This window comes from Tepidibacillus sp. HK-1, from assembly GCF_001748485.2.
GTDB classification, from domain to species: Bacteria; Bacillota; Bacilli; order Tepidibacillales; family Tepidibacillaceae; genus Tepidibacillus_B; species Tepidibacillus_B infernus.
Genome location: NZ_BDGM02000009.1, coordinates 18995 through 38508, shown reverse-complemented (window position 1 = coordinate 38508; position 19514 = coordinate 18995). Strand labels below are relative to the sequence as shown.

Here is a 19514-nt window from a genome sequence, read left to right as displayed (position 1 = left end):
TTTTTGTTAGCGTTCTGTTAAACTGTATTTATTTTGATAACCACGTGGTGTCACGATTTTTTGATCAAATTTAAAAGTGTCCGAACTGCCAATAATAATGGTGGTTACCATATTCATCTCATGATGGAGCATTTCTCCTAAAGTCGTTACGATGACTTCTTGATCGTCTCGATACGCATTCTTCACAATGCCTACTGGTGTATCAACCGAGCGGTATTGTAATAAAATTTCTTGCGTTTTTTGGATCGATAGAATTCTTTTCTTACTTTTTGGATTATAAAGGGCGATGACAAAATCTGCATCTGCAGCCAGACGAATTCTTTTTTCAATTTGTTCCCATGGTGTTAAAAGGTCGCTCAGACTGATGGTACAATAATCATTCATAAGCGGTGCTCCTAGTAAAGCCGCAGCTGCGTTGACTGCTGATATACCAGGGATGACTTCAATTTGAACAGATATTTTTTCCTCTCTTGCTGCGATCATTTCGTAAATAAGCCCTGCCATTCCATATACCCCGGCATCTCCGCTAGAGATAACGGCTACTTTCTTTCCCTTTTTTGCTAGATCAATCGCGATTTCTGCTCTTTCGATCTCTTTGGTCATTCCTGTGGCAACCACTTCTTTTCCCTGTATATATGGTTGGATAAGATCGATATAAGTCCGATACCCAACAATAACTTCACTTTTTTCAATGGCAAGTTGTGCTTGTTTTGTCATTAATTCAGCACTTCCAGGTCCAATTCCAACAATGAATAGATGTCTAATCGTTCCCATTTTGTCCATATTTCCTTTCACTTTTTATTTACAGATGTTATGTAATAAAGATAATAATTCAGTAGATGAAGTTGGTGGTTTTATAGAAGAATCGATTCGTTTCTGTTTTAATAACTCTTGGTATATTTCCCAAAAAATTGGCGGTTTTAAGCCAGATTCCCTTAATATTGTTGCGTCAGAAAAAATCTCCATAGGTGTTCCTTCTTTTAATTTTTTTCCATTTTTTAAAACAATAAGATGATCGGCCCATTGATAAGCCAATTCCAAATCATGAGTAGATAAAAGGATTAACTTGGAGCTTGATTCTTCTTCTAAAAATTGGATCAATCGTTCGATAGCCTTCGGTTCAAGATAAGCTGTAGGTTCATCTAATAATAAAATCTCTGGTTCCATCACCAAGACTCCAGCTAAGGCTACTAATTTTTTCTCACCTAAACTAAGATAATGGATTGGCCTCTGTACTAAATGAGTGATATGTAAATATTCCATGATGAACTGAACTTTTTCTTGAATCATTTTATCGGGAAGGTTCAAATTTTTGAGTCCATAGGCTATATCCTCCCAAACATTTGACGAGAAGAGTTGCTGTTCTGGATCTTGAAAAACAATCCCCACCTTCCTTCTTAATCGATTTAATTCCAAACGAGAATACCTTATTTCTTTTTGATTGACGATCACTTTACCTGTTGTTGGTCGGAAAATGCCATTAATATGACCTAAAAGTGTTGATTTCCCTGCGCCATTATGACCAATTAGCGCCGCCTTTTTGCTATTCGAGATCTTTAAGGTAAGGCGATCAAGTGCTACCGTACCATTCGGGTATTGATATAATACATTTTCCAATTCGATGATTGATGATTCCATCTGCTTTCCGTCCTTTTATACTTCGGTATTAGCTTGATCAGCTACAATAGAACTTTCAATCACTCCTCTGCTTTCTAAACCGATCGCCCATTTTCGATAACGCTCTAAAGAATTTATAAAAAGTTGTGATAATAAAGCTGAAAATGAATAAAGTGAACGAGTAAAGTTTTTATAGCCAAGCCGTGAAGTTTGTGCCATTTTCATCTGATAGGCTGTATCTAACAAAACAAATAGAAAACGATAGATGAGCTTCGCAATTTCGAGAAGATCAACAGGAATTTTCAATTTTTCCATTACTTTTATTAAGTCATGAAAAGGAGTCGTCAGTATAAGAAAAAGTAAACTTGCCGTGTTAGACAGTGATTGAAAAAATATAGTTCCTGCTGTTTCTATTCCTTGTTTCGTAATACCAATAAAATAAGGGCCGATGGAAAGAAAGCCCAACATCATTTTTGGTGATGGAGAAATGGATACCATAATGCTAATTAGGCTTACTCCTAGAAAAAGACCCATCCCTAGCAATAATGTTAGATAATCTTTCCATGGCACTTTGGCAAAACCAATAGTGATCGTGACAGTAATAACCCAGATCATAAGATCGCCAACCCAATGAAACAAAAAAGAGAAAATAAAACTTACAAACACAAATGCCAATTTGATTAAAGGATCAAGTCGAATGAAACGATTGGTATACGCAATTTGATCAATTTTCAACATTTAATTTCTCACCTGTTTTTATCCTTCCTTTGATAAAAACCAATTCCATAAATGAGAACACCGAATCCTAAAATAGCTTGAACGGAAAAAAGGAGCTTTTCCATTGTCTCATTCGGTTGAAAAAACAAATTTGTAATCCATGGTTGATAATCTCGATCTATCGATGAAATTACTCCTTGTGCTTGATCATCCGTCCCAGCAAATTCAAGATTTCCTAAAAAATTTTGTAAAAAGAGAATAAGGAACAAAACGAATACACTAAGTAGTATTTTTTTATTTACCCCAAGTAAAAAACCTCCTTTCTTTTTGTAAAAGAAATTGCAGTTCTTGCTGATGATTTTGCTTTAAAAGTTGAATAACAATAACTGTAATGATTCCTTCAATCATCGCTAACGGCACCTGAGTAACAGCAAAGATCGTAAAAAATTTTTGAAATGATTCCATCACTCCACCAATTTGTGAAGGAAACGCTAGAGATAATTGAAGTGAAGTCACAACATAAGTCATTAGATCCCCTAAACTTGCTGCCAAAAAGATTGCAAGCTTATCTCTATGGAGCAAACGTTTAAAAACATGATACGTACCTACAGCAAATATTGGCCCAGTAATCGCCATCGAAAAAAGATTAGCACCTAAAGTGGTAATTCCACCATGGGCGAGTAAAAGAGCCTGAAAAAGTAAAACAATTCCCCCAATTACACTCATGATCGCTGGACCGAATAAGATCGCGCCTAATCCTACACCTGTCATGTGACTACTACTCCCTGTAACTGATGGTAGCTTTAGAGCAGATAAAGCAAAAGTAAACGCCCCTATTACACCAAGTAGTAATTTAAACTGAGGATTTTCTTTGATAACGATACGAATCCTTTTCACTCCAAACAAGAAAAACGGAGTAGAAAGTACCCACCAAAAAGCAGCCCATTTAACCGGCAAAAAACCTTCCATGATATGCATCGCATATGCAGACTGTGGAATGAACAAAAAATAAATCGTTAATAACAAAACCTCAACACTAAATGATCGATTTTGCAAATCAATTCCTCCCTCCAATAAAATAAGCACCCCTACCCTAAAGATAGAAGTGCTTGATGTGCTCTAGTGAATATTCTCCACCATATCACCTATTTCACAAGAAAAACACTTCTATTCGTTTTACAAGGAAAGCGTTGAAGTGTTCTAATGTGTAATCAATGCTGATATGGCACTGAAACGACAAACACTCCCCTATCTCCCGTAGGGTTTTGTGTTTTGAAAATAGGCAGGTCTCCTGACTTCGATTCACCGTCTGTATAAGGCCTTCCCAATTTTTCAATCAGTGGCAATGATTTATACAGACTCCTCGTTACAGTGGCGGGACCGTGTCGGATTTTCACCGACTTCCCTTTTAATCCAAGTTATCATCGCATAACTTGGAACCTATTTCCAACGATATTTAATTTTATTAACTTTATATATAACCCATGACTGATAGCATGTCAACTAAATTTTTAATTTTGTTACTGTATAAAAAATAATCATTGCAAAAAAGCAAAATTTGTTATTTAATATCAAACAAGGAATACAACATATAGAAAAAATCGTTTTTAAAAAACAATATATAGTGTTTTATGCAAAAAAGTAAGGTGTTTTAAAACTTAAAAGGGAATCTGGTGAAAGTCCAGAACTGTCCCCGCAACTGTAAGTGTGGACGAAATGAGTAAAAACCACTGTGCAAGAATGCTTCATGGCTCTTGTACGGGAAGGATTCAAAGTAGGAAGAAGCACAAGTCAGGAGACCTGCCTTACTTTTCAAGTTTCATTTTCTTCGGGAGTTGGGAGGATGGAACGATTGTATAAACAGGTATATTTTCTATAATTGCCTTTTTATCCATCGTTCAATCCGCTCAAAATTGAGCGGATTTTTTTATTTAAATATACAAGGAGGCTTTTTTATATTTAACAGTTCAAGTCAAATTATCAGGTCATTTACATCAGAAGTAGAAAACAAAAAGACAGATTTTTTAAAAAGGGAAAACAGTAATTATGTATATTCTTTGCCATTATTAAGACACCACTTAACCAATTTTGCAGAAGAAGAATTCTTATTAAATGAAATTTTACCTAAAGGAATCAATTTCATAATTCCTTCTTTTAAAGAAAGACAGACCTGCAGAATTTAGGTGGCGCCTGATCACGGGCTTCAAAATGGGTTGAATCGATAACTACCATATCATCGGAAATAAAGCCTTCACTAGTTGCTTGTTGAAGAAGAGCTTCTTAGACTTTTTCTAAAGCGTTCGATTCCTTGATGAGTTAAATCATAACTGAGAATGCGACCTCAGATGGCACAGAATCAGAAACCAAAAAGCCACAATCAAGGCGAAAGACGATATCATTCTTGAGACGTTTTACTAAATCTTTGATAAATGGAATACGTTCTGTGATTCTGGCAATTAAAGCGTAGATCATCGCTGCATAGTTAAGCTCAACTGGTCTACAAATCTTGATTTTTTCTCAACCACAGCCAAGATTGGATCAATGTCAATCGTTGAAAAGATAGCTGCAAATCGTTGGGTAGATTCTAAATCATATAATTCTTGTATACTAAATAGGCTTTCTTGTCTTATAAAAGGCATGGGGAGTCTTCCTCCAGTCTTAGAGTTTATGTAGTTACTTACTCATTCGACATTTTGGGAGGTACTCCTTTTTCGGCTTTTAAAAGCCTTGAGCCCGTATGGCTCATAATTATGAAATTGATTCGATTAGCTAAATAAAAATTTTATCATTGAGACATACGCATACATCTCTCTTAGTAGAGGCTGGTGTTACACTCTGGAGCAAATTGTAAATCAGCTCGGTCATAATGATTATCAAATTACAAAGAATGTATATCTTCATGTTTACTCAAAAAATCAAAAAGAGGCTTCCCAAAAATAAAGTGAACTAATGAGAAGCCTCTTAATTTTTCACCATGTTAGCATTTAGTTAGCAAGCCTCTTGAAAAACCTTATAGAGCAGCCATCACATCATGCCGCCCCTAAGATGAGAGTGTGTAATATCTTTAATGAAGTGTGCCAACGAAGGTATTTAATTATTAATTATCTTCAAAGATTTTAGTTATCTCTTTTACTTCTACTATCCTGTCACCTATTTAAGTCGTTTATTCCCATTCAATTTTAGGGTTAATCGTCACGCAGTCAATATGGACATTCGTTTTTATCGTCCCTCCGAAGGTATGATTAGAGCCAAACGCAACATGAATCGTATTATAAGCTTTCTCATCTTCTAATATATTTCCTGTTACTCTTGCAGCATGGTTCGTTCCGATTCCAAGTTCACATAGTAATCTCCCGTCTCCATCACCTAGCAAAGAAAGTAGTTTTTCCCCTTGTTCACCGGTGGCTTCAATAATCTTCCCTTGCTTAAGTGTTAAAACAACAGGTTTATTTAAAAGCCCAATACCAGCAATAGATCCATTAATTTCGATTTTCCCTTCAGCCGCCCCTTCAACAGGTGCAATATAAGCCTCTCCTGATGGTAGATTGCCTGAAGCAGCTTTGCCTTTGAAAACTCCTGTACTTGGGACCCCTGTTCTTCCAGAAAGGGAAATGTTTAATCGATACCCGCTTCCGGTTTCAATCGTTACTCTTTCTGCTTGAGACAATTTATCTGTCATTTCCATTGTTTCCTTTTCTACCAGCCCGTAATCGGCTTTCATTGCCCCATGCAAAAACATGTCCTCCGTAATTCCTGGCATTGTAATCACACTAACTCCATGAATATTCGCATTTTTTCGAGCTAATGTATGTGTTAAAGAATGCTTAGTTAAGCAGAAAACAACATCATATTCCAGCATTTGATCAGCAGCTTCTCTTGGAGGCTCTTCACCTGATTTTGTTCTGTCCTCCATCTCATAAAAAGTTGCATTCCACTCATTTGCTATTAAGGCATCTTTAAACTTTTTGGCTAAAGAAGATGTACTATGATCTGTTAAAACTAATATTGAACTCGTTTTAGCAACATCTAAGTTGTTTGACATGATATTTGCAACAACACTATGAAACATATTCCTTTATCACTCCTTTTTTATACACCTTTTTTTTATTCATCAAATAAACACTAGTTAGTACAAAGAACAATCCAACCACCATACCGATGCTAACATTTTCTCCAAGAAAAAGAACCCCTAATAAAATTGTCATTATCGGCATTAAATATGTTACTAATAGAGCGAATAGGGCACCCCCTGATTTCACTAAATAATAATAGATCATATTCCCGAATCCTGAACTAACCATACCTATAGCAAGAAACAATAAAAAAGGTTTCCAATCTACAAAATTTCTGAAACTCATCGGCTCAATAAACAGCATAAATACACCAGAATAAATAGTACCAACCGCCATTGTTGTAAAAGAAAGAGTAAAAACAGAACAATGCTTTAAATACATAGACGAGAAGACAGCTGACATCGAATAAAAACAAACAGCAAATAAAAGCAATGCTGCAGACCCAACGTGGAATTGGCCATTTCCATTCATCCCCGCTAGGATTGTTATAAAAATTCCAGTAAATCCAATTAATACGCTCCAAATCTCGTGCCGAGGAATAATTTTTTTAAAGATTACAATACTCAAAATAGTTCCAATTACAGGACCAGATGCATTCAACACTCCACTAACGGTTGTGTCAAGTCCTTGTAAACTAAAACTCATGAAAACCCACGGAATACCTGCACTTATCAAGGTAATCATAATAAGAATAGGAAGCCTAATAAAATCCTCTTTCTTTTTTTTCCATAGAAAAAATGGCAAAAGCCCCAACATACCAAATAAACATCGATAAAAAACGATTGAAACCGGCTCAAAATCAATGAGCAATAATTTGGTTAGAAAAAAAGTAGACCCCCAAAGAAGACTTAAAACAAACAGTGCAATGATTGGCATTTATTGATTCCTCTCCCCTAAAAAAAAGACCCGGAAAACCGGATCTCTAATCTACTGTACATATTCTGCAGCAATACGAGCAGTTAAGGTCCGCGGAAGAAGAACTGGCAGGTTGCTACCCTCCATGGCATCTTTTTTATGAGTTTCAGAATATCCCATACAATCAAGAACAATAAGCTCCGCTCCCTGGGCCTTTAGCTTTTGGGCAGCTCCTTTTACATCACTTTCTTCATAAGGAGATGCAACTTCAACGAAAAGTTCCAGGTTGGGATTTTCCCATTTTTTAGTTAGAGTATTTCGTTGCTCCTCTAATGGAACAATCACTCCTAGCTTCCCCTTATTTAAGATTGCTTGGACTGTATGGTTTAATATTTTATCAGGATAAATTAACGGCTTCTTACTCTGAATTGTCGGAAAATCTCCTGTACAAAGCATAATAACAGCAGATACCTTCTCTTCAAGTTTGGTTAATTCGTCTTGTAATAATGGCAAAAGCTTCGATTTCCCAATCTTAACAGATCGGCCATTTCTCAATTTTGAAATATACGTAATTTCTTGATCATCAGGATGAATAGTCTTTATTTCGTTCTCATCAAGTCGATCAAGTCCACCTGCCTCTTTAATATCAATCGAATCCCCTAAAATAGCTCGAATAGAAGGAGTTACGTCTTCTCGTGGGGATTGTCCGATCGTCAAAACACCTACTGACTTTCTTGTCATGACGAAACACTTCCTAGAGTTTGCAGCTTCTTCATTGAACCATATAATTTCACAAGATGGCTGAATTCTTGCTTATCGTAGAATTCAATTTGTCCACGCGTAAATTCTTTTGCTACTTCAATGCTATAGCGAACAGCTTGTGCCACATCCACTTCATGACTTGCACCGGTACCACAGCCTGGAACAGCTGATTTAGCCGTTATAGCAAGACCAACAACTGGTGCATCCGTTGCAACAGCAGGCTGCAAAATACTATTTATATGATAAACATTATTTCCATAAGGGGTAATATCTTGAGTCGTTACAGCAAAAGTCACAGGTAAATCGCCAGTAGACATCTCCATGATTCGTAGCAAATCATCACTGAACTTTAACACATACCCTTCTTTTACAGTTGGAGATAGGGCAATCCCGCGATGGTTAATGACTTTATTTCCTTTTGTTGTATCAATGGATAAAACGGCATCCATTTCTGGCAATACTTCATACTGATTCATGGTAAGGATATCAACTGGCGATCCCATAAAATCAACTGGTTCATGGGGCTCTGTTGGAGCATCTGGACAAATATGTGTCGTGATATAGACATCACCTGGTAGACGATCTCCTTTTTCAGCCATGCTCGCAAGCTTTAACGCTATTGTGACAGCGGCTGCAGCTCCATCGCCGTCTGAAACAAATCCAATTCGGGAGGGACGTGCTCCAAGTCCACCCAAACGCCCCACTACTCCTAGGGAAGGGGCGTTACCACCTGCTAATTTCCCTTCCGTTCCTTTTACAACGATTTTTATAAAATCGGTTGACCCACGATCACCCGATACAGTTTCGTAGGTTGCCTCTACATTTGAGAAATCTGTAAAAAGATCGGTAACCATTTTTCCGTTTGCTTTTGGATGATCCAACAGTTCCATTACTTCCATTGTATATTTCAGTGACATGACATCTCTCTCCTTCAAACAATCTTTTTCTGAATAATAGTTTCAATTGACTTTAGAAGCTTTTTATTAAACATTGTTGAGCTTAATTTCAGGTTTTCTTTCGGTACTGAAATGACCGCAATACTTTGACCTTCCTGAATTTCTGCGCTTACTAATGGACGTCCTGTTTTAGCATCAAAAGTCATTATTAAATCTGGGAATGTACCCTTACGCTCGCCATTCATCTCAGCAGTCATGTATTCATTCCAAAAAGTAAGCTCTAAATCATCAATATTCACAATTCCAACATCAAATCCGCCTGTTTCATTCAATTCAAACGAACTTACCGTTCCTGAATGAATAACCCGGCCTTTCAGATATGAAGCAACGGCTTCAATTCGCTCTGAACCCTCAGGTACAGATAGGAAGACTTCACCAAGTTCGATTGCCTGAGTGATGCCACCTACTGCAGCATTTTTTTTCACATAATCGACTTGCACTGGATTTCGGCAAACCCCTACCATACCTCCAGCCTCTACAGACATAAAACGGACAGCATTTGAAGCTTTGTCAAGGGAAGCTGAAACAATCCCCTCCACTTTTTTATCATTTTTTCCACCTGAATATGCCTGAACCGATAGGTATCCATCCACTTCAGTTAAATTTAAAGAACCCATTGATCCTGTTGGATGTGCCCTTCCGTTACAAGGCGCATCGATAACCGGCAAGCCAGTACCAGCAGCCTGTAGCCAGCCATTTATCGTTGTGGAAGCTCCATTTTCATTTGTCATAATGGCTTTGATTGGATGCGGAAATTCTTTTTGCATACGTTGAACCGTTTCAACTAGCTGTTGTGAGTCAACATATAGTTCTTTTGCAGAAGGTGCCCCGACAAGTGACACACACACTACGTAGTCATCGTCTTGCAATTCATCGATTGTAATCAGGTTAGGAGTGCCCATTTCAAAGGCAGATTCTGACTTTTCAAGACCATCATGAATCCATCCTCCGCCTCCGCCTCCTAGAATACAACCTCCATATACTGCTTTCTTAGCATCATCTTTAGTTAATATTTTTTTTGTCATTTAGATCCCCTCTTTATCTAGCTTTCCAAATTGATGTAAAGAAACTATATATAGCATCTCCGGCAATAAATCCTGCTGCCGTGGTGTACATTGTTTTTTCCGCCTCTGGACCACGAACTTTTAGTACGATTAAACGGATTAGAACCCCAATGATTACTGCCCAGCCTGCGATTGGGAATGAAATCAATAGACCTGTCGCTAACAAAATTCCCATTTGCCTCTTTGGTCCGCCAATTAATTGAATGATGGCTCCTGGAATCGCCCACAATAACAATAACGTTGTTACGTTTCCTGAAATACCAGCTTCAATTGTCGCTGCATAAACACGATCTACAGGAGGAACTAAGTCTTGTGCGAAAAAAGAATCTGCAAAAAGAGCAACCATTACTAACGCAACCCCAAAACCAATTGCTGCACTCTTAAATTGCTGACGGCGTCCAAAAAGCTCTTGAGCACTTGAAACACCTCGTCTAATAATGACACCAGCTTTGAAATCATACCCCATATCTGCAAAAGCAGGACCTGTTGCCGCTGTATAACCTGTAAGTAAGGCAAGTGCGACTGGCGGAAACCCTATGATCATCCCGATGATTAGTGAAATTAACGTAACAGCAAATGCTGGAAACCATCCTGAATGCATCGCCGCAATCCCTACAATAATTTCACTTACAAGAGCAGCTAACGCAGCAAATAAAACAAATAATAACAGCTGCCAGATAGGCATTTCAGCCATAATTCCTCCTATAACAGCAACAAGTAGGGCCCCAGCAATATAAAGAACGAAACCAATTCCCATTCCTTGTTTTACATCACTTTCATTTCGTGTGTATTCATGATCTGTTTCCACATCAGTTTCTTTTTTAGATCGAGAATTAGCAAGAGTAAATAAAAATTGAAGCAATGCCACAACTCCTGCACCAATCATCATTCCATGTGGAATATAGTACTCATTTAAGTCAACACCAAACAGCTGAACAGAATATCCTCTTAATAACAAACCAATTCCAAACATTGATAATGCCCATATGTTTCCGATAAATGCAACACCAAATGCGGACATCGGAATACCAAAATGAGAACCAGCCATTCCACCTAAAATTCCTAAACCGAGGTACTTTGCTTTAGATCCACCCTCATCTCCAGCTTTTAGGGCTTCAGCGGTTGCAACACCTGGCGGCCATGTTTCATCTGCACCGAATAATTTAGAGTCAAATACTTTATATAAAATGAATGCATCAATAAATAAGGCAATCCCTGCTCCGATTAGCATAGGAATGATTAACTCCGGCATCCCTAAAACATAAGGTAATCCAATAGGGATTAAAAGACTATTAGCTGCACCAAACGTGGCTGCAGAAATCGTCGTTTGAACAAGATTCTGATTATCTAGGGACTTGTATTTATAGAACATTTGCATCGGGATACGGGCTATAACCATCGCAATTAAAGCACCAATAATGGATGTGTTCGGAGTAATACCAAGAGATGTGATCAGCTGCATCCCGATGATTGCACCAAAAATAGAGATGATTATTGAAAATATGATAAACGAGAAATCAAACGTTTTTTGGTTCATTCCTTGTCTCCTTTCTAATCAATTGATAAGCAATTGCTTGTGCTTCAACTAAATCGACGACTGGTACAGATAAGTGCTTAACAAAATAATCCTTTAAGCGAATCGTTGAAAATCCAGTACAAGCAAATAAAATGACATCCGCTCCAGAATCAATTAACCCTTGAGCTACTTTTAATAATTCTTCTTTTGCACCTTCTTTAAATAAATCCGTAGTCTTTCTTAACTTTTCAGAATAAGCGTGTGAATGATAGTGTTCACCAAGTTCCTTTAGCATCCGGCCTGGTATAAAATCTGTGATACCAATTATCCCAACACGATTTCCAACCATACAAGCTGTATGTGCTCCACATACTCCTGCACCTAAAACAGGAACATTCACAACAGCTCTTGACTCATCAATAGCTGGATCAGCCGCACAGCTAATTGTGATCGCATCGACATTAAACTCTTCTTCCATTTTTTTAGCCAATTCTACTATTTTTGAAATGGCTATTTGTTCAGATTCATTATTATAAATACCATTAGGTTGATCTTGTATACATTTTGTAATTGATTCTACCCCTGCATATTCCTTCATTTTATTTCCATGTTCTTGTAGAACAGACTCTTCTTTAGTTGTTAAAACACGAATAATTCCTAACATATTGTGATTCCCCCTTTTTAAATTATTATAAAAATTCTAATTACTTCGTCACATGCACAAGTTGGGAAGGATTTTATTTGATTTTTTTCTCACTATTTTCACCTTTCTCATAAAATGGAAGGAGGAATTAAAAAAAACTCGGCGATTGCCGAGCCTTTAGGTGAAAGCAGAACCGTAGCCTGCCTAATACTTAGCTCCTAAAAATTTTCACTCCTATATATCAAATTAACGCAGTGATTCACTAAAATATAAGCAAAATAAGTAAAGGCTGTCAAGACAGCCTGAGACGGATATCCTCCGTCTCTTACTTAGGGAAATCTATTTAGACTGACAAAAGTAAATTTCTTAACAGAATCAATCTTTCATTATCTATTAAACTAAATGGACTTATGAATTTAAAATCTACTTAAATGTACTCTTTCATTTTCAAGCAAAAACGCAAAATAAAAAGGTTTTCTGGATCATCTAGCTGCATGTTTAACAGTTCTTTAATTTTTTGAAGCCTATAAGTCATCGTTCTTCGATGAATAAATAAAGTCTCAGCAGTACGCGATACGTTTCCGTTCTCTTTTAAAAAGGCAATTAAAGTCTCTAAAAGCTCTCCATCACCACTAGTTAGGGGTGAAAGCACTTCATCCGCATACAGCATAGCAGCTGGATTGGTACTCAAATTAATAAGAATCTCATAAATGCCTAATTTATCATAGGTATACACTTTTTCATCTGGTTGAACTTTATGGCCAATTTCCATAATTTTCATGACCGATTTTATTTTCACATCAAAATCGTTTAAACTCCTAATAGGAGCACTAACAGAAACTTTGACATCTATAATAGAGGAATTTTGCACTGATTTTTGACATTCACTTTTAAAATAGGAAACCATGTTCTGATGCTCGATTTCTGAAGATTGGATTAGGCAAAAAAATTGATTATGTTTTTCGAATAAAATATTCTCTTCACAAGACAGGGACTGCACACATTCTTTTATATTTTTTCTTACTAAACAATTGATGTCTAACAACGGAGAAGACTGTATCGAAGGTTTATCATTATATTTTGTATAAAAGTACAAAAGGATAAATTTGTCATTTGGATTTTCCGAATTATACTTATCCAAAAACGACTCTAATTTTTCCTTTTCTTTGATCCGTTCTTTTTGCAAATCTAACTGCTCACTTATAATTGTTTCTGAGAGTTTACGACTAAGCTTTTTCACATGCTGGGGTTTGACCTCTTGAAACTTAGATTGATCTTTAAACGGAAGATGTATAAACGCAAAAATATCATTCTTTGATAACAGTGGTACGATCAGCCGATTCCTTTGATCCGAAAATTTCGCGCGTCTTAATAAGCCGTGCTGGAAATCGCTTTTCCATTCTTTTATTAGCTCCTTATAATTTGGGTTGGAAGGTGCAGAAAATAATAAATTGGAATTCCTCCAGCCATCTGATGAAAATGTCTTTGAGCTGTAAAGTAATTGACCTTCACAATCCTCAATATAGACTTGAGCTTCCAATATTTCTGATAAATTTTCAATCGCATCTACCACCATAGCATAATCCTCGATAACAAAATCATGGAAAGGATTGAAAGAGTTCTGTTTAGCTCTTTCTTTTTCCTCATATAGCTTTTCATACAAAGGGGTTAGCACATTTATATATGATACATTTTTCGGAATTGATATGATTGGAAAAGCATTCTTTTCTGCTAACTTAATCATTTCTTCGGGCAAATGATTAAGAAACCTTCCCAATTTCACAACCAAACCTGCAGCACGTTTTTCGATTAATGTTTTTAATATGTCATATTGCTTATCGAAATCATCCTTCACCGAATAAAACGTTGTCAACATCAAAATTCCTTCCGTTATCCAATTTCCAACTTCAGGAACTTCCATTACCTCAATCGATAAAATCTTTCGTGAAAGACCTTCCCTCCCTGTGATCACTTCACCTTTTGACAGTTCACCAATCTTTAAAGCATCCTCTACCTTCATCCCCCTCACCCCTTTCAAAATTTTTTAACAATTTTATCATAAATATAGGCTGGTTATCACTATGGATATTTTGGAATTTATTTGGACACATTGTAACCCTGTAATTTTCCAGAGAGAGATACAGAAGTGGCACAAGGGACTTCTCCCTTATAAATGAGGAGTTTTATGAGTCCCTATTGTCTTCTTATTAAACAATAAAAGCCATTCCAATACCACCATAACAGAAATATACCACGGCTTAAAAGCTGTGGTAGACCGAAATCGTTATCCTTTCAGTTCTTAAAACAGTGAGAAAAGGTGTATTCATCTATACCTCGATTTCACCCTCTCTCCTAATTTGTGGTACAAGCAGGTCTTCTAAAATCCTCTTTATCCGATTGATAACAATAAAAAGATGACTTTTTATTTAAATAGTGCTTAAATACCTATCAATATTAAATTTTTTCATCTGATGTTATCTAGATTAACGACCTCAATGGCTGCATAATGAAAGTCTTTTACCAAACAACTCCGTTAATTTATTCAATAGAAGGAATCAACTCTTTTCGCATTCTAAAATTGGCCTCATCCCTGTCATTGCTGCCCCGACCGCACAACCACTAATTTTATCTTCTTTTGCTAATGCTGCACATGCACCGACTGCAGTTGCCTCTTGCCCAATACACAAATGCATCGTTCCATGGATTTTCCCTTGTTGATATAGCTTTTTTATTGTCAACTATGACGCATGCAGGAGTATTGACGGGATGGTTTCAAGAAACATGGTTCTATCATTCCCATCCTCCGTTGTAAAGTTGAAGTTTATATATAGTAAACTTCCTGTATTTCACGCTGCAAGCGCTTATTACAGAACTTGTCGCGTGCCCCCGTTAGCTCAATATCAAAAATTAATATTACCAACTAACAATCCTACAATCAGCCAAATGATAATAAGTAAAATTAATCCAAAAATTTTCTGTTTGTTCGATAATCCCTTTAGGTCTTTCCACCAAGAACCTGCATCTAAAGTCATCATAAGTAAAATAACTAAAATCACAATTCCAACTGTTATCAAACAACCAAGAATACCCATTACTTTCACTCCATTAACAAATTACCTTTATCTTCCCCGTTGTTCTTATCCAATTATTCTGCTCTAATAGTAAAAAAGCGTATCTGCTTGTAAAGATACGCCCCCGTTACAATAACATTATTTTCTTTTATAAATCGAAAATAAAAGCATTACTGAAGAAACTAGTCAAAACACTGGTATCTCCTTATCGTAATATAAATATCCTATATAACTTACATCGAAATAAGGCAGTAAAGTCCATATATAAACAAATATTATCTGTGCTACAATAAATCCATATGGAATAAACCTATGAAACAAATACAAAACCAAATAAAATATGGCTAACCATATTAACAAAAACGCTTGACTAATTAACAAATCAAAGTCTATTATATTATCCTCCCAGCAATTTCAAAAATAATTCTTCTTAAACAAACCTGCCACGTTAGCATAAGAATCGACTTCCATTGTACAACAATCGCCACCGTTTATTGAAGAACACTGATATTATCATTGTTTGAATGCTCGAATTTGAATAAGTCCCGTTATTAACGCTCCAACTAACCACAATGTTGCAATAAAGACGATAATAACTTCCGTCCGTATTTCTTTCCAAATCCTTTTAATAGTAAGTCCCTCATTTTCCCCAACAATACTTTCAACTTTCTGGAACGGAATACGAAAAAGAACATTCATTAGAATGAATTTCATAAATCAGAGCCCAACGGGCTCAAGGGTTTTTAAAACTAAAAAAAGGAGTACCTACCCAAATCTCGAATGTTTTAGTTACCACACAAAAACAAGAGATTGGAGGAATACTCCCTATGACTATTATACGACAAGGAAGCCTGTTTGACCTGCAAGAATTATATGATTTAGAACCTACCCAACGATTTGAATCTATTTTTTCAACAATTGACATTGACCCAATCTTCGCTGTGGTAACGAAGAAATCACGTTTTGGTAGGCCTGTGGAACTTAATTATGCAGCGATGATTTACTCTTTAATTGCCAGAATTACTGAGAGAATACCGTTTGTTAAAGATTTAGTTCATCGATTAAAGAATGATATGATTTTCCGTCTTGACTGTGGCTTTTTGGTATCCGATTCGGTGCCATCTGAAGCTGCCTATTCAAGGTTAATTACTATCATAAGTAAATCGAACGTTCTTGAAAGAGTTCAAGAAACACTTCTTCTTCAAGCGATCACCGAAGAATTTATAAACGATGATACGATCGCTATTGATGCATCCCATTTTGAGGCACGTGATCAAGCACCGCCAAAGGATGAAAAGCCTGAAACAGAACCTAAAAAACGTGGGCGTAAGTCAAAAGCTGAGCGTGAACAATGGTTAGTTGAACAAGCAGAACATGAAGCTAATCTTCCCCTTTTTGAAAAGAAAATTGAAGATCAGTTAGATGTTCCTTTAGTTGAACTGCGTACTAAAATTCCACAAGAGCCCCGATGGGGCGTAAAGAAGAATAGTGAAGGGAAAAACGTCTTTTGGTATGGCTATAAAGCTCACTTAGCTGTTGGAGCGAAGAGCCAATACATTTTACAATCCCTTTTTTCTTCTGGAAGTCTGAATGACGGTAAAGCAGCTATTCCTTTACTAAAAGGGATTCATGAACGTTTACCTCTTCCTTCTCTGCATTATCACACCATGGATGCTGGGTATGATTACGAACCAATCTATACACATATTCATCGAATGGGGCATCAGGCTGTTATTGCTTATAATAAACGAAATGAGCCTGAACCTCTAGGCTTTGATAAGCATTTCGCACCAACTTGTGTTCGAGAGCATTCGTATCGGTATGATAGTTTCGATCCTAAATATGAAACACTAAAGTACACCCGACCCAAAGAATGTAAAGACTGTCCCTTAGCTAACGAAGCTCTCTGTCAAAAGGTGTATAAAGTGAAAATTACCACAGATCTTAGAAAATACACAGCACCAGCAAGAGGCTCAAAATCTTGGAAGGATATTTTTAAGAGACGTACTGCTGTTGAACGCGTAAATGCATACCTAAAGGAATATTTTCAATTAAACAATGTACGTTATCGTACTGGTAAGCGTGCGAAAGTTCATTTTGACCTAGTAATTCTAGTTTATAACGCTTCCAAATTAGCTGTTGATCGTATGAATGCTTTATTGGTGAATGATCGAGTTGCTTAGAAGTATCTCTCTTTCATAGGCGTTTTTCCATTTCAATGTTGATATAAAAATAAAAGGAGTCAAATTAGCGAGATTCCTGCGGAAAAACGGGCCAATTGAGACCCCCGAGTGAGGAACAAGCGAGGAGGCTCAATGGTTCGTCCGCGGAAAGCGAGCGGTTTTGACGACTAACACATTTATCAACATTGGGTTTTTAAAAAATAATCTTTAAAATTCTGCAGGTCTTTGTATTTCTAAAAGAAGTAATTATGAAATTGATTCAAAGAATTAAAAGATTTATATGATCAAGGAATAGTCTACATCCATGATAAACAACTAAGTCCTTATTGTGTTAGTGTTGGGTGTAGAGATATCGCCACTTTTGGAATCCCTACCCTTGCCAAAAATATGTTGTCTTCTAAACCAACGAAGAGACTAGATACGCTTTTACGTCATTTTAGTAATGTGGTTGTTTTAATGTCTCAACAAGTTTCTGGAGCGGTTATGCTGTCGCAAATGACAACTGTGGCTGCATCGTATTTATATTTTGAAGAAACAGAAACACAAAAGAAGTATTCCCAAAACGATTTAAAACAATTATTCCAAAGCTTAATTTGGGAAATGAATATGCCTCTTCGAAGCGGTTCCCAATCTGCCTTTTCCAATATAACGATGGAATTTGGCAAACCTTCCGAAGAAATCAAAGATGAATACATAGTCATTGGTGGAGAAGCAAGAAATATGAAATATAAAGAAATTCCCTCTGAATATTTTGATCGTATTAATCAAGCGATTATCGATGTGATGGCTGAAGGAACAGGAAATGGCATTCCTTTTACCTTTCCTTTAATCACTGTTCCGATTGATGATCATTTTAACTTTGATAATGATTTATTCTTATATTTGTTAGACAAAATGTATAATTGGGGCGGCGTTTATTTTGAAAATTTTCGTACATTCCCCTTTGATAATGATTATTATAAAAAATTAAATCCTTTCATAAAGGCCCGGGATCCAGAAGCCAGCAGAAGTTTATGCTGTCGTTTACAGATCGATTTAAGCTTGCTCTCTAAAGTGGGGAGTGGTATTTTTGGAAGTTCCACGGGATCAACTGGTGCCGTGCAAGTACTTAATTTAAACGCCAATCGCCTTCTAATGGAATTTGGCCATGACAAAGATTTATTAAAACAAAAAATGCGCGAATACCTAGAAATCATGCAAAAAGGTCATCAAGCGAAAAGAAAATGGATTGAAGCAAATAAAGAATTATATCCCACTTTCTTTGCATTTAATAAAGACCTTAAAAATTATTTTAATGTATTTGCCATCACTGGTATGCACGAAGGATTGATCAATATTGGTTTTAAAGATGGAATCAAAGATGAACAAGGAAGAAAACTTGCCCATGAAATCATGCAATATATGACTGAAGACATAAATGAATTCATCGTTCGTGACCAAGTTGCTTGCGGAATAGAATATGCTCCTGCTGAAAATGCCGGAATCAAACTGGCTCGCCATGATATGAAATGGGCAAAAAAACATAACCGAGAAATTTTTGTTCAAGGAAAAGGGGAAGATGTTTATTTAACTTCTGGTTGTATGCTTCCCTATAGTGAAGAAGACTTTTCAGCCCAGATAGAGAATGCTGCAGAATTTCAAGCTTATGCTACCTCAGGAAGTATTCTTCATCATTTTCTAGAAACAAAAGTTGAGCCTAATCTATTAGCAGATTATATCGACAAGTTATTTCAAAAGCCGATCAATTATATTACTTTAACACCCACCATCACAAGTTGCATGACTTGTGGTCAGCAATTATTGGCCGAAGATGGGAAAAACATTGAATTATGCCCGGTTTGTGGTAGTGATGATATCGCCACATTTAGTCGAGTGATTGGATATGTTCGCATGATCGCTCGAAAGAAGATAAAAGTAGATCAAGAGGGTTTTTATAATGGTGAACAAAATTTTTGGAGTAAAGCTAGACGATTTGATTGGAATACACGAAAACGTATAAAATCTGAACATTTAAAGGAATTACACCACGAGGATATTTTAACAGAGGTATTTTAAAG

The 19514-nt window shown here is 36.5% G+C and carries 15 protein-coding genes, 3 pseudogenes and 2 riboswitches; of the genes and pseudogenes, 2 read left to right on the top strand and 16 right to left on the bottom strand.

Annotated elements, in window-relative coordinates; genetic code table 11:
• Positions 1-6: 6 nt before the first annotated feature.
• From cobJ to BEN26_RS06175, 16 genes and pseudogenes are all read right to left on the bottom strand, one after another.
• On the bottom strand, positions 7-783 hold the full coding sequence (gene cobJ, locus BEN26_RS06250; RefSeq protein WP_308789524.1) for a precorrin-3B C(17)-methyltransferase: 777 nt from the start codon (positions 781-783) through the stop codon (positions 7-9).
• 15 nt (positions 784-798) lie between these two features.
• The gene (locus tag BEN26_RS06245; RefSeq protein WP_069800826.1) at positions 799-1638 is read right to left on the bottom strand and encodes an energy-coupling factor ABC transporter ATP-binding protein; all 840 of its coding nucleotides are present in this window, start codon (positions 1636-1638) and stop codon (positions 799-801) included.
• 15 nt (positions 1639-1653) lie between these two features.
• Positions 1654-2355, bottom strand: a complete 702-nt coding sequence (gene cbiQ / locus BEN26_RS06240; protein WP_069800828.1) for a cobalt ECF transporter T component CbiQ — start codon at positions 2353-2355, stop codon at positions 1654-1656.
• A gap of 8 nt (positions 2356-2363) precedes the next feature.
• Positions 2364-2624: an energy-coupling factor ABC transporter substrate-binding protein gene (locus BEN26_RS14280; RefSeq protein WP_068725971.1), complete on the bottom strand. Its 261-nt coding sequence runs from the start codon at positions 2622-2624 to the stop codon at positions 2364-2366.
• 4 nt (positions 2625-2628) lie between these two features.
• Positions 2629-3312 carry an energy-coupling factor ABC transporter permease gene (locus BEN26_RS06230; RefSeq protein WP_082732594.1) on the bottom strand — a complete coding sequence of 228 codons (684 nt, stop codon included), beginning with the start codon at positions 3310-3312 and terminating at the stop codon, positions 2629-2631.
• A 286-nt stretch (positions 3313-3598) separates the two neighbouring features.
• Positions 3599-3793, bottom strand: a riboswitch (cobalamin riboswitch).
• Between the two features lie 168 nt (positions 3794-3961).
• Positions 3962-4156: riboswitch (cobalamin riboswitch) on the top strand.
• Positions 4157-4512: 356 nt separating this feature from the next.
• A pseudogene (locus BEN26_RS06225) lies at positions 4513-4973 on the bottom strand (transposase); the annotation flags it as partial.
• A gap of 524 nt (positions 4974-5497) precedes the next feature.
• A complete protein-coding gene (locus BEN26_RS06220; protein ID WP_069800830.1) occupies positions 5498-6403 on the bottom strand; it encodes an aminopeptidase in 906 nt (301 codons plus the stop codon).
• Positions 6393-7283 (bottom strand): DMT family transporter, encoded by an 891-nt coding sequence (locus BEN26_RS06215; protein WP_069800832.1) that lies wholly within the window; start codon positions 7281-7283, stop codon positions 6393-6395. Before BEN26_RS06215 ends, BEN26_RS06220 begins: the two co-directional genes overlap by 11 nt.
• A 51-nt stretch (positions 7284-7334) precedes the next feature.
• On the bottom strand, positions 7335-8003 hold the full coding sequence (locus tag BEN26_RS06210) for an AroM family protein (RefSeq protein ID WP_069800834.1): 669 nt from the start codon (positions 8001-8003) through the stop codon (positions 7335-7337).
• Complete coding sequence (locus tag BEN26_RS06205; RefSeq protein ID WP_069800835.1) at positions 8000-8941, bottom strand: DUF1177 domain-containing protein; 942 nt, start codon at positions 8939-8941, stop codon at positions 8000-8002. The genes BEN26_RS06210 and BEN26_RS06205 overlap by 4 nt, the downstream gene beginning before the upstream one ends.
• Positions 8942-8955: 14 nt before the next feature.
• A complete protein-coding gene (locus BEN26_RS06200) occupies positions 8956-10005 on the bottom strand; it encodes an S-methyl thiohydantoin desulfurase family protein (protein ID WP_069800837.1) in 1050 nt (349 codons plus the stop codon).
• A gap of 13 nt (positions 10006-10018) precedes the next feature.
• Complete coding sequence (locus BEN26_RS06195) at positions 10019-11581, bottom strand: OPT/YSL family transporter (RefSeq protein WP_069800838.1); 1563 nt, start codon at positions 11579-11581, stop codon at positions 10019-10021.
• Positions 11562-12224, bottom strand: a complete 663-nt coding sequence (locus tag BEN26_RS06190; RefSeq protein ID WP_069800840.1) for an aspartate/glutamate racemase family protein — start codon at positions 12222-12224, stop codon at positions 11562-11564. Before BEN26_RS06190 ends, BEN26_RS06195 begins: the two co-directional genes overlap by 20 nt.
• A 406-nt stretch (positions 12225-12630) precedes the next feature.
• Positions 12631-14223, bottom strand: coding sequence for a PucR family transcriptional regulator (locus BEN26_RS06185; RefSeq protein WP_069800842.1), 1593 nt, complete (start codon positions 14221-14223; stop codon positions 12631-12633).
• Positions 14224-14824: 601 nt separating this feature from the next.
• A pseudogene (locus BEN26_RS14275) lies at positions 14825-14938 on the bottom strand (thiamine pyrophosphate-dependent enzyme); the annotation flags it as partial.
• Positions 14939-15103: 165 nt separating this feature from the next.
• Positions 15104-15295 (bottom strand): hypothetical protein, encoded by a 192-nt coding sequence (locus BEN26_RS06175; RefSeq protein WP_069800844.1) that lies wholly within the window; start codon positions 15293-15295, stop codon positions 15104-15106.
• A gap of 806 nt (positions 15296-16101) precedes the next feature.
• On the opposite strand from BEN26_RS06175, the gene BEN26_RS06170 reads away from it, so the two are divergent.
• The gene (locus BEN26_RS06170) at positions 16102-17457 is read left to right on the top strand and encodes an IS5/IS1182 family transposase (protein ID WP_069800848.1); all 1356 of its coding nucleotides are present in this window, start codon (positions 16102-16104) and stop codon (positions 17455-17457) included.
• A 273-nt stretch (positions 17458-17730) separates the two neighbouring features.
• A pseudogene (gene nrdD, locus BEN26_RS06165) lies at positions 17731-19512 on the top strand (anaerobic ribonucleoside-triphosphate reductase); the annotation flags it as partial.
• Positions 19513-19514 lie beyond the last annotated feature (2 nt).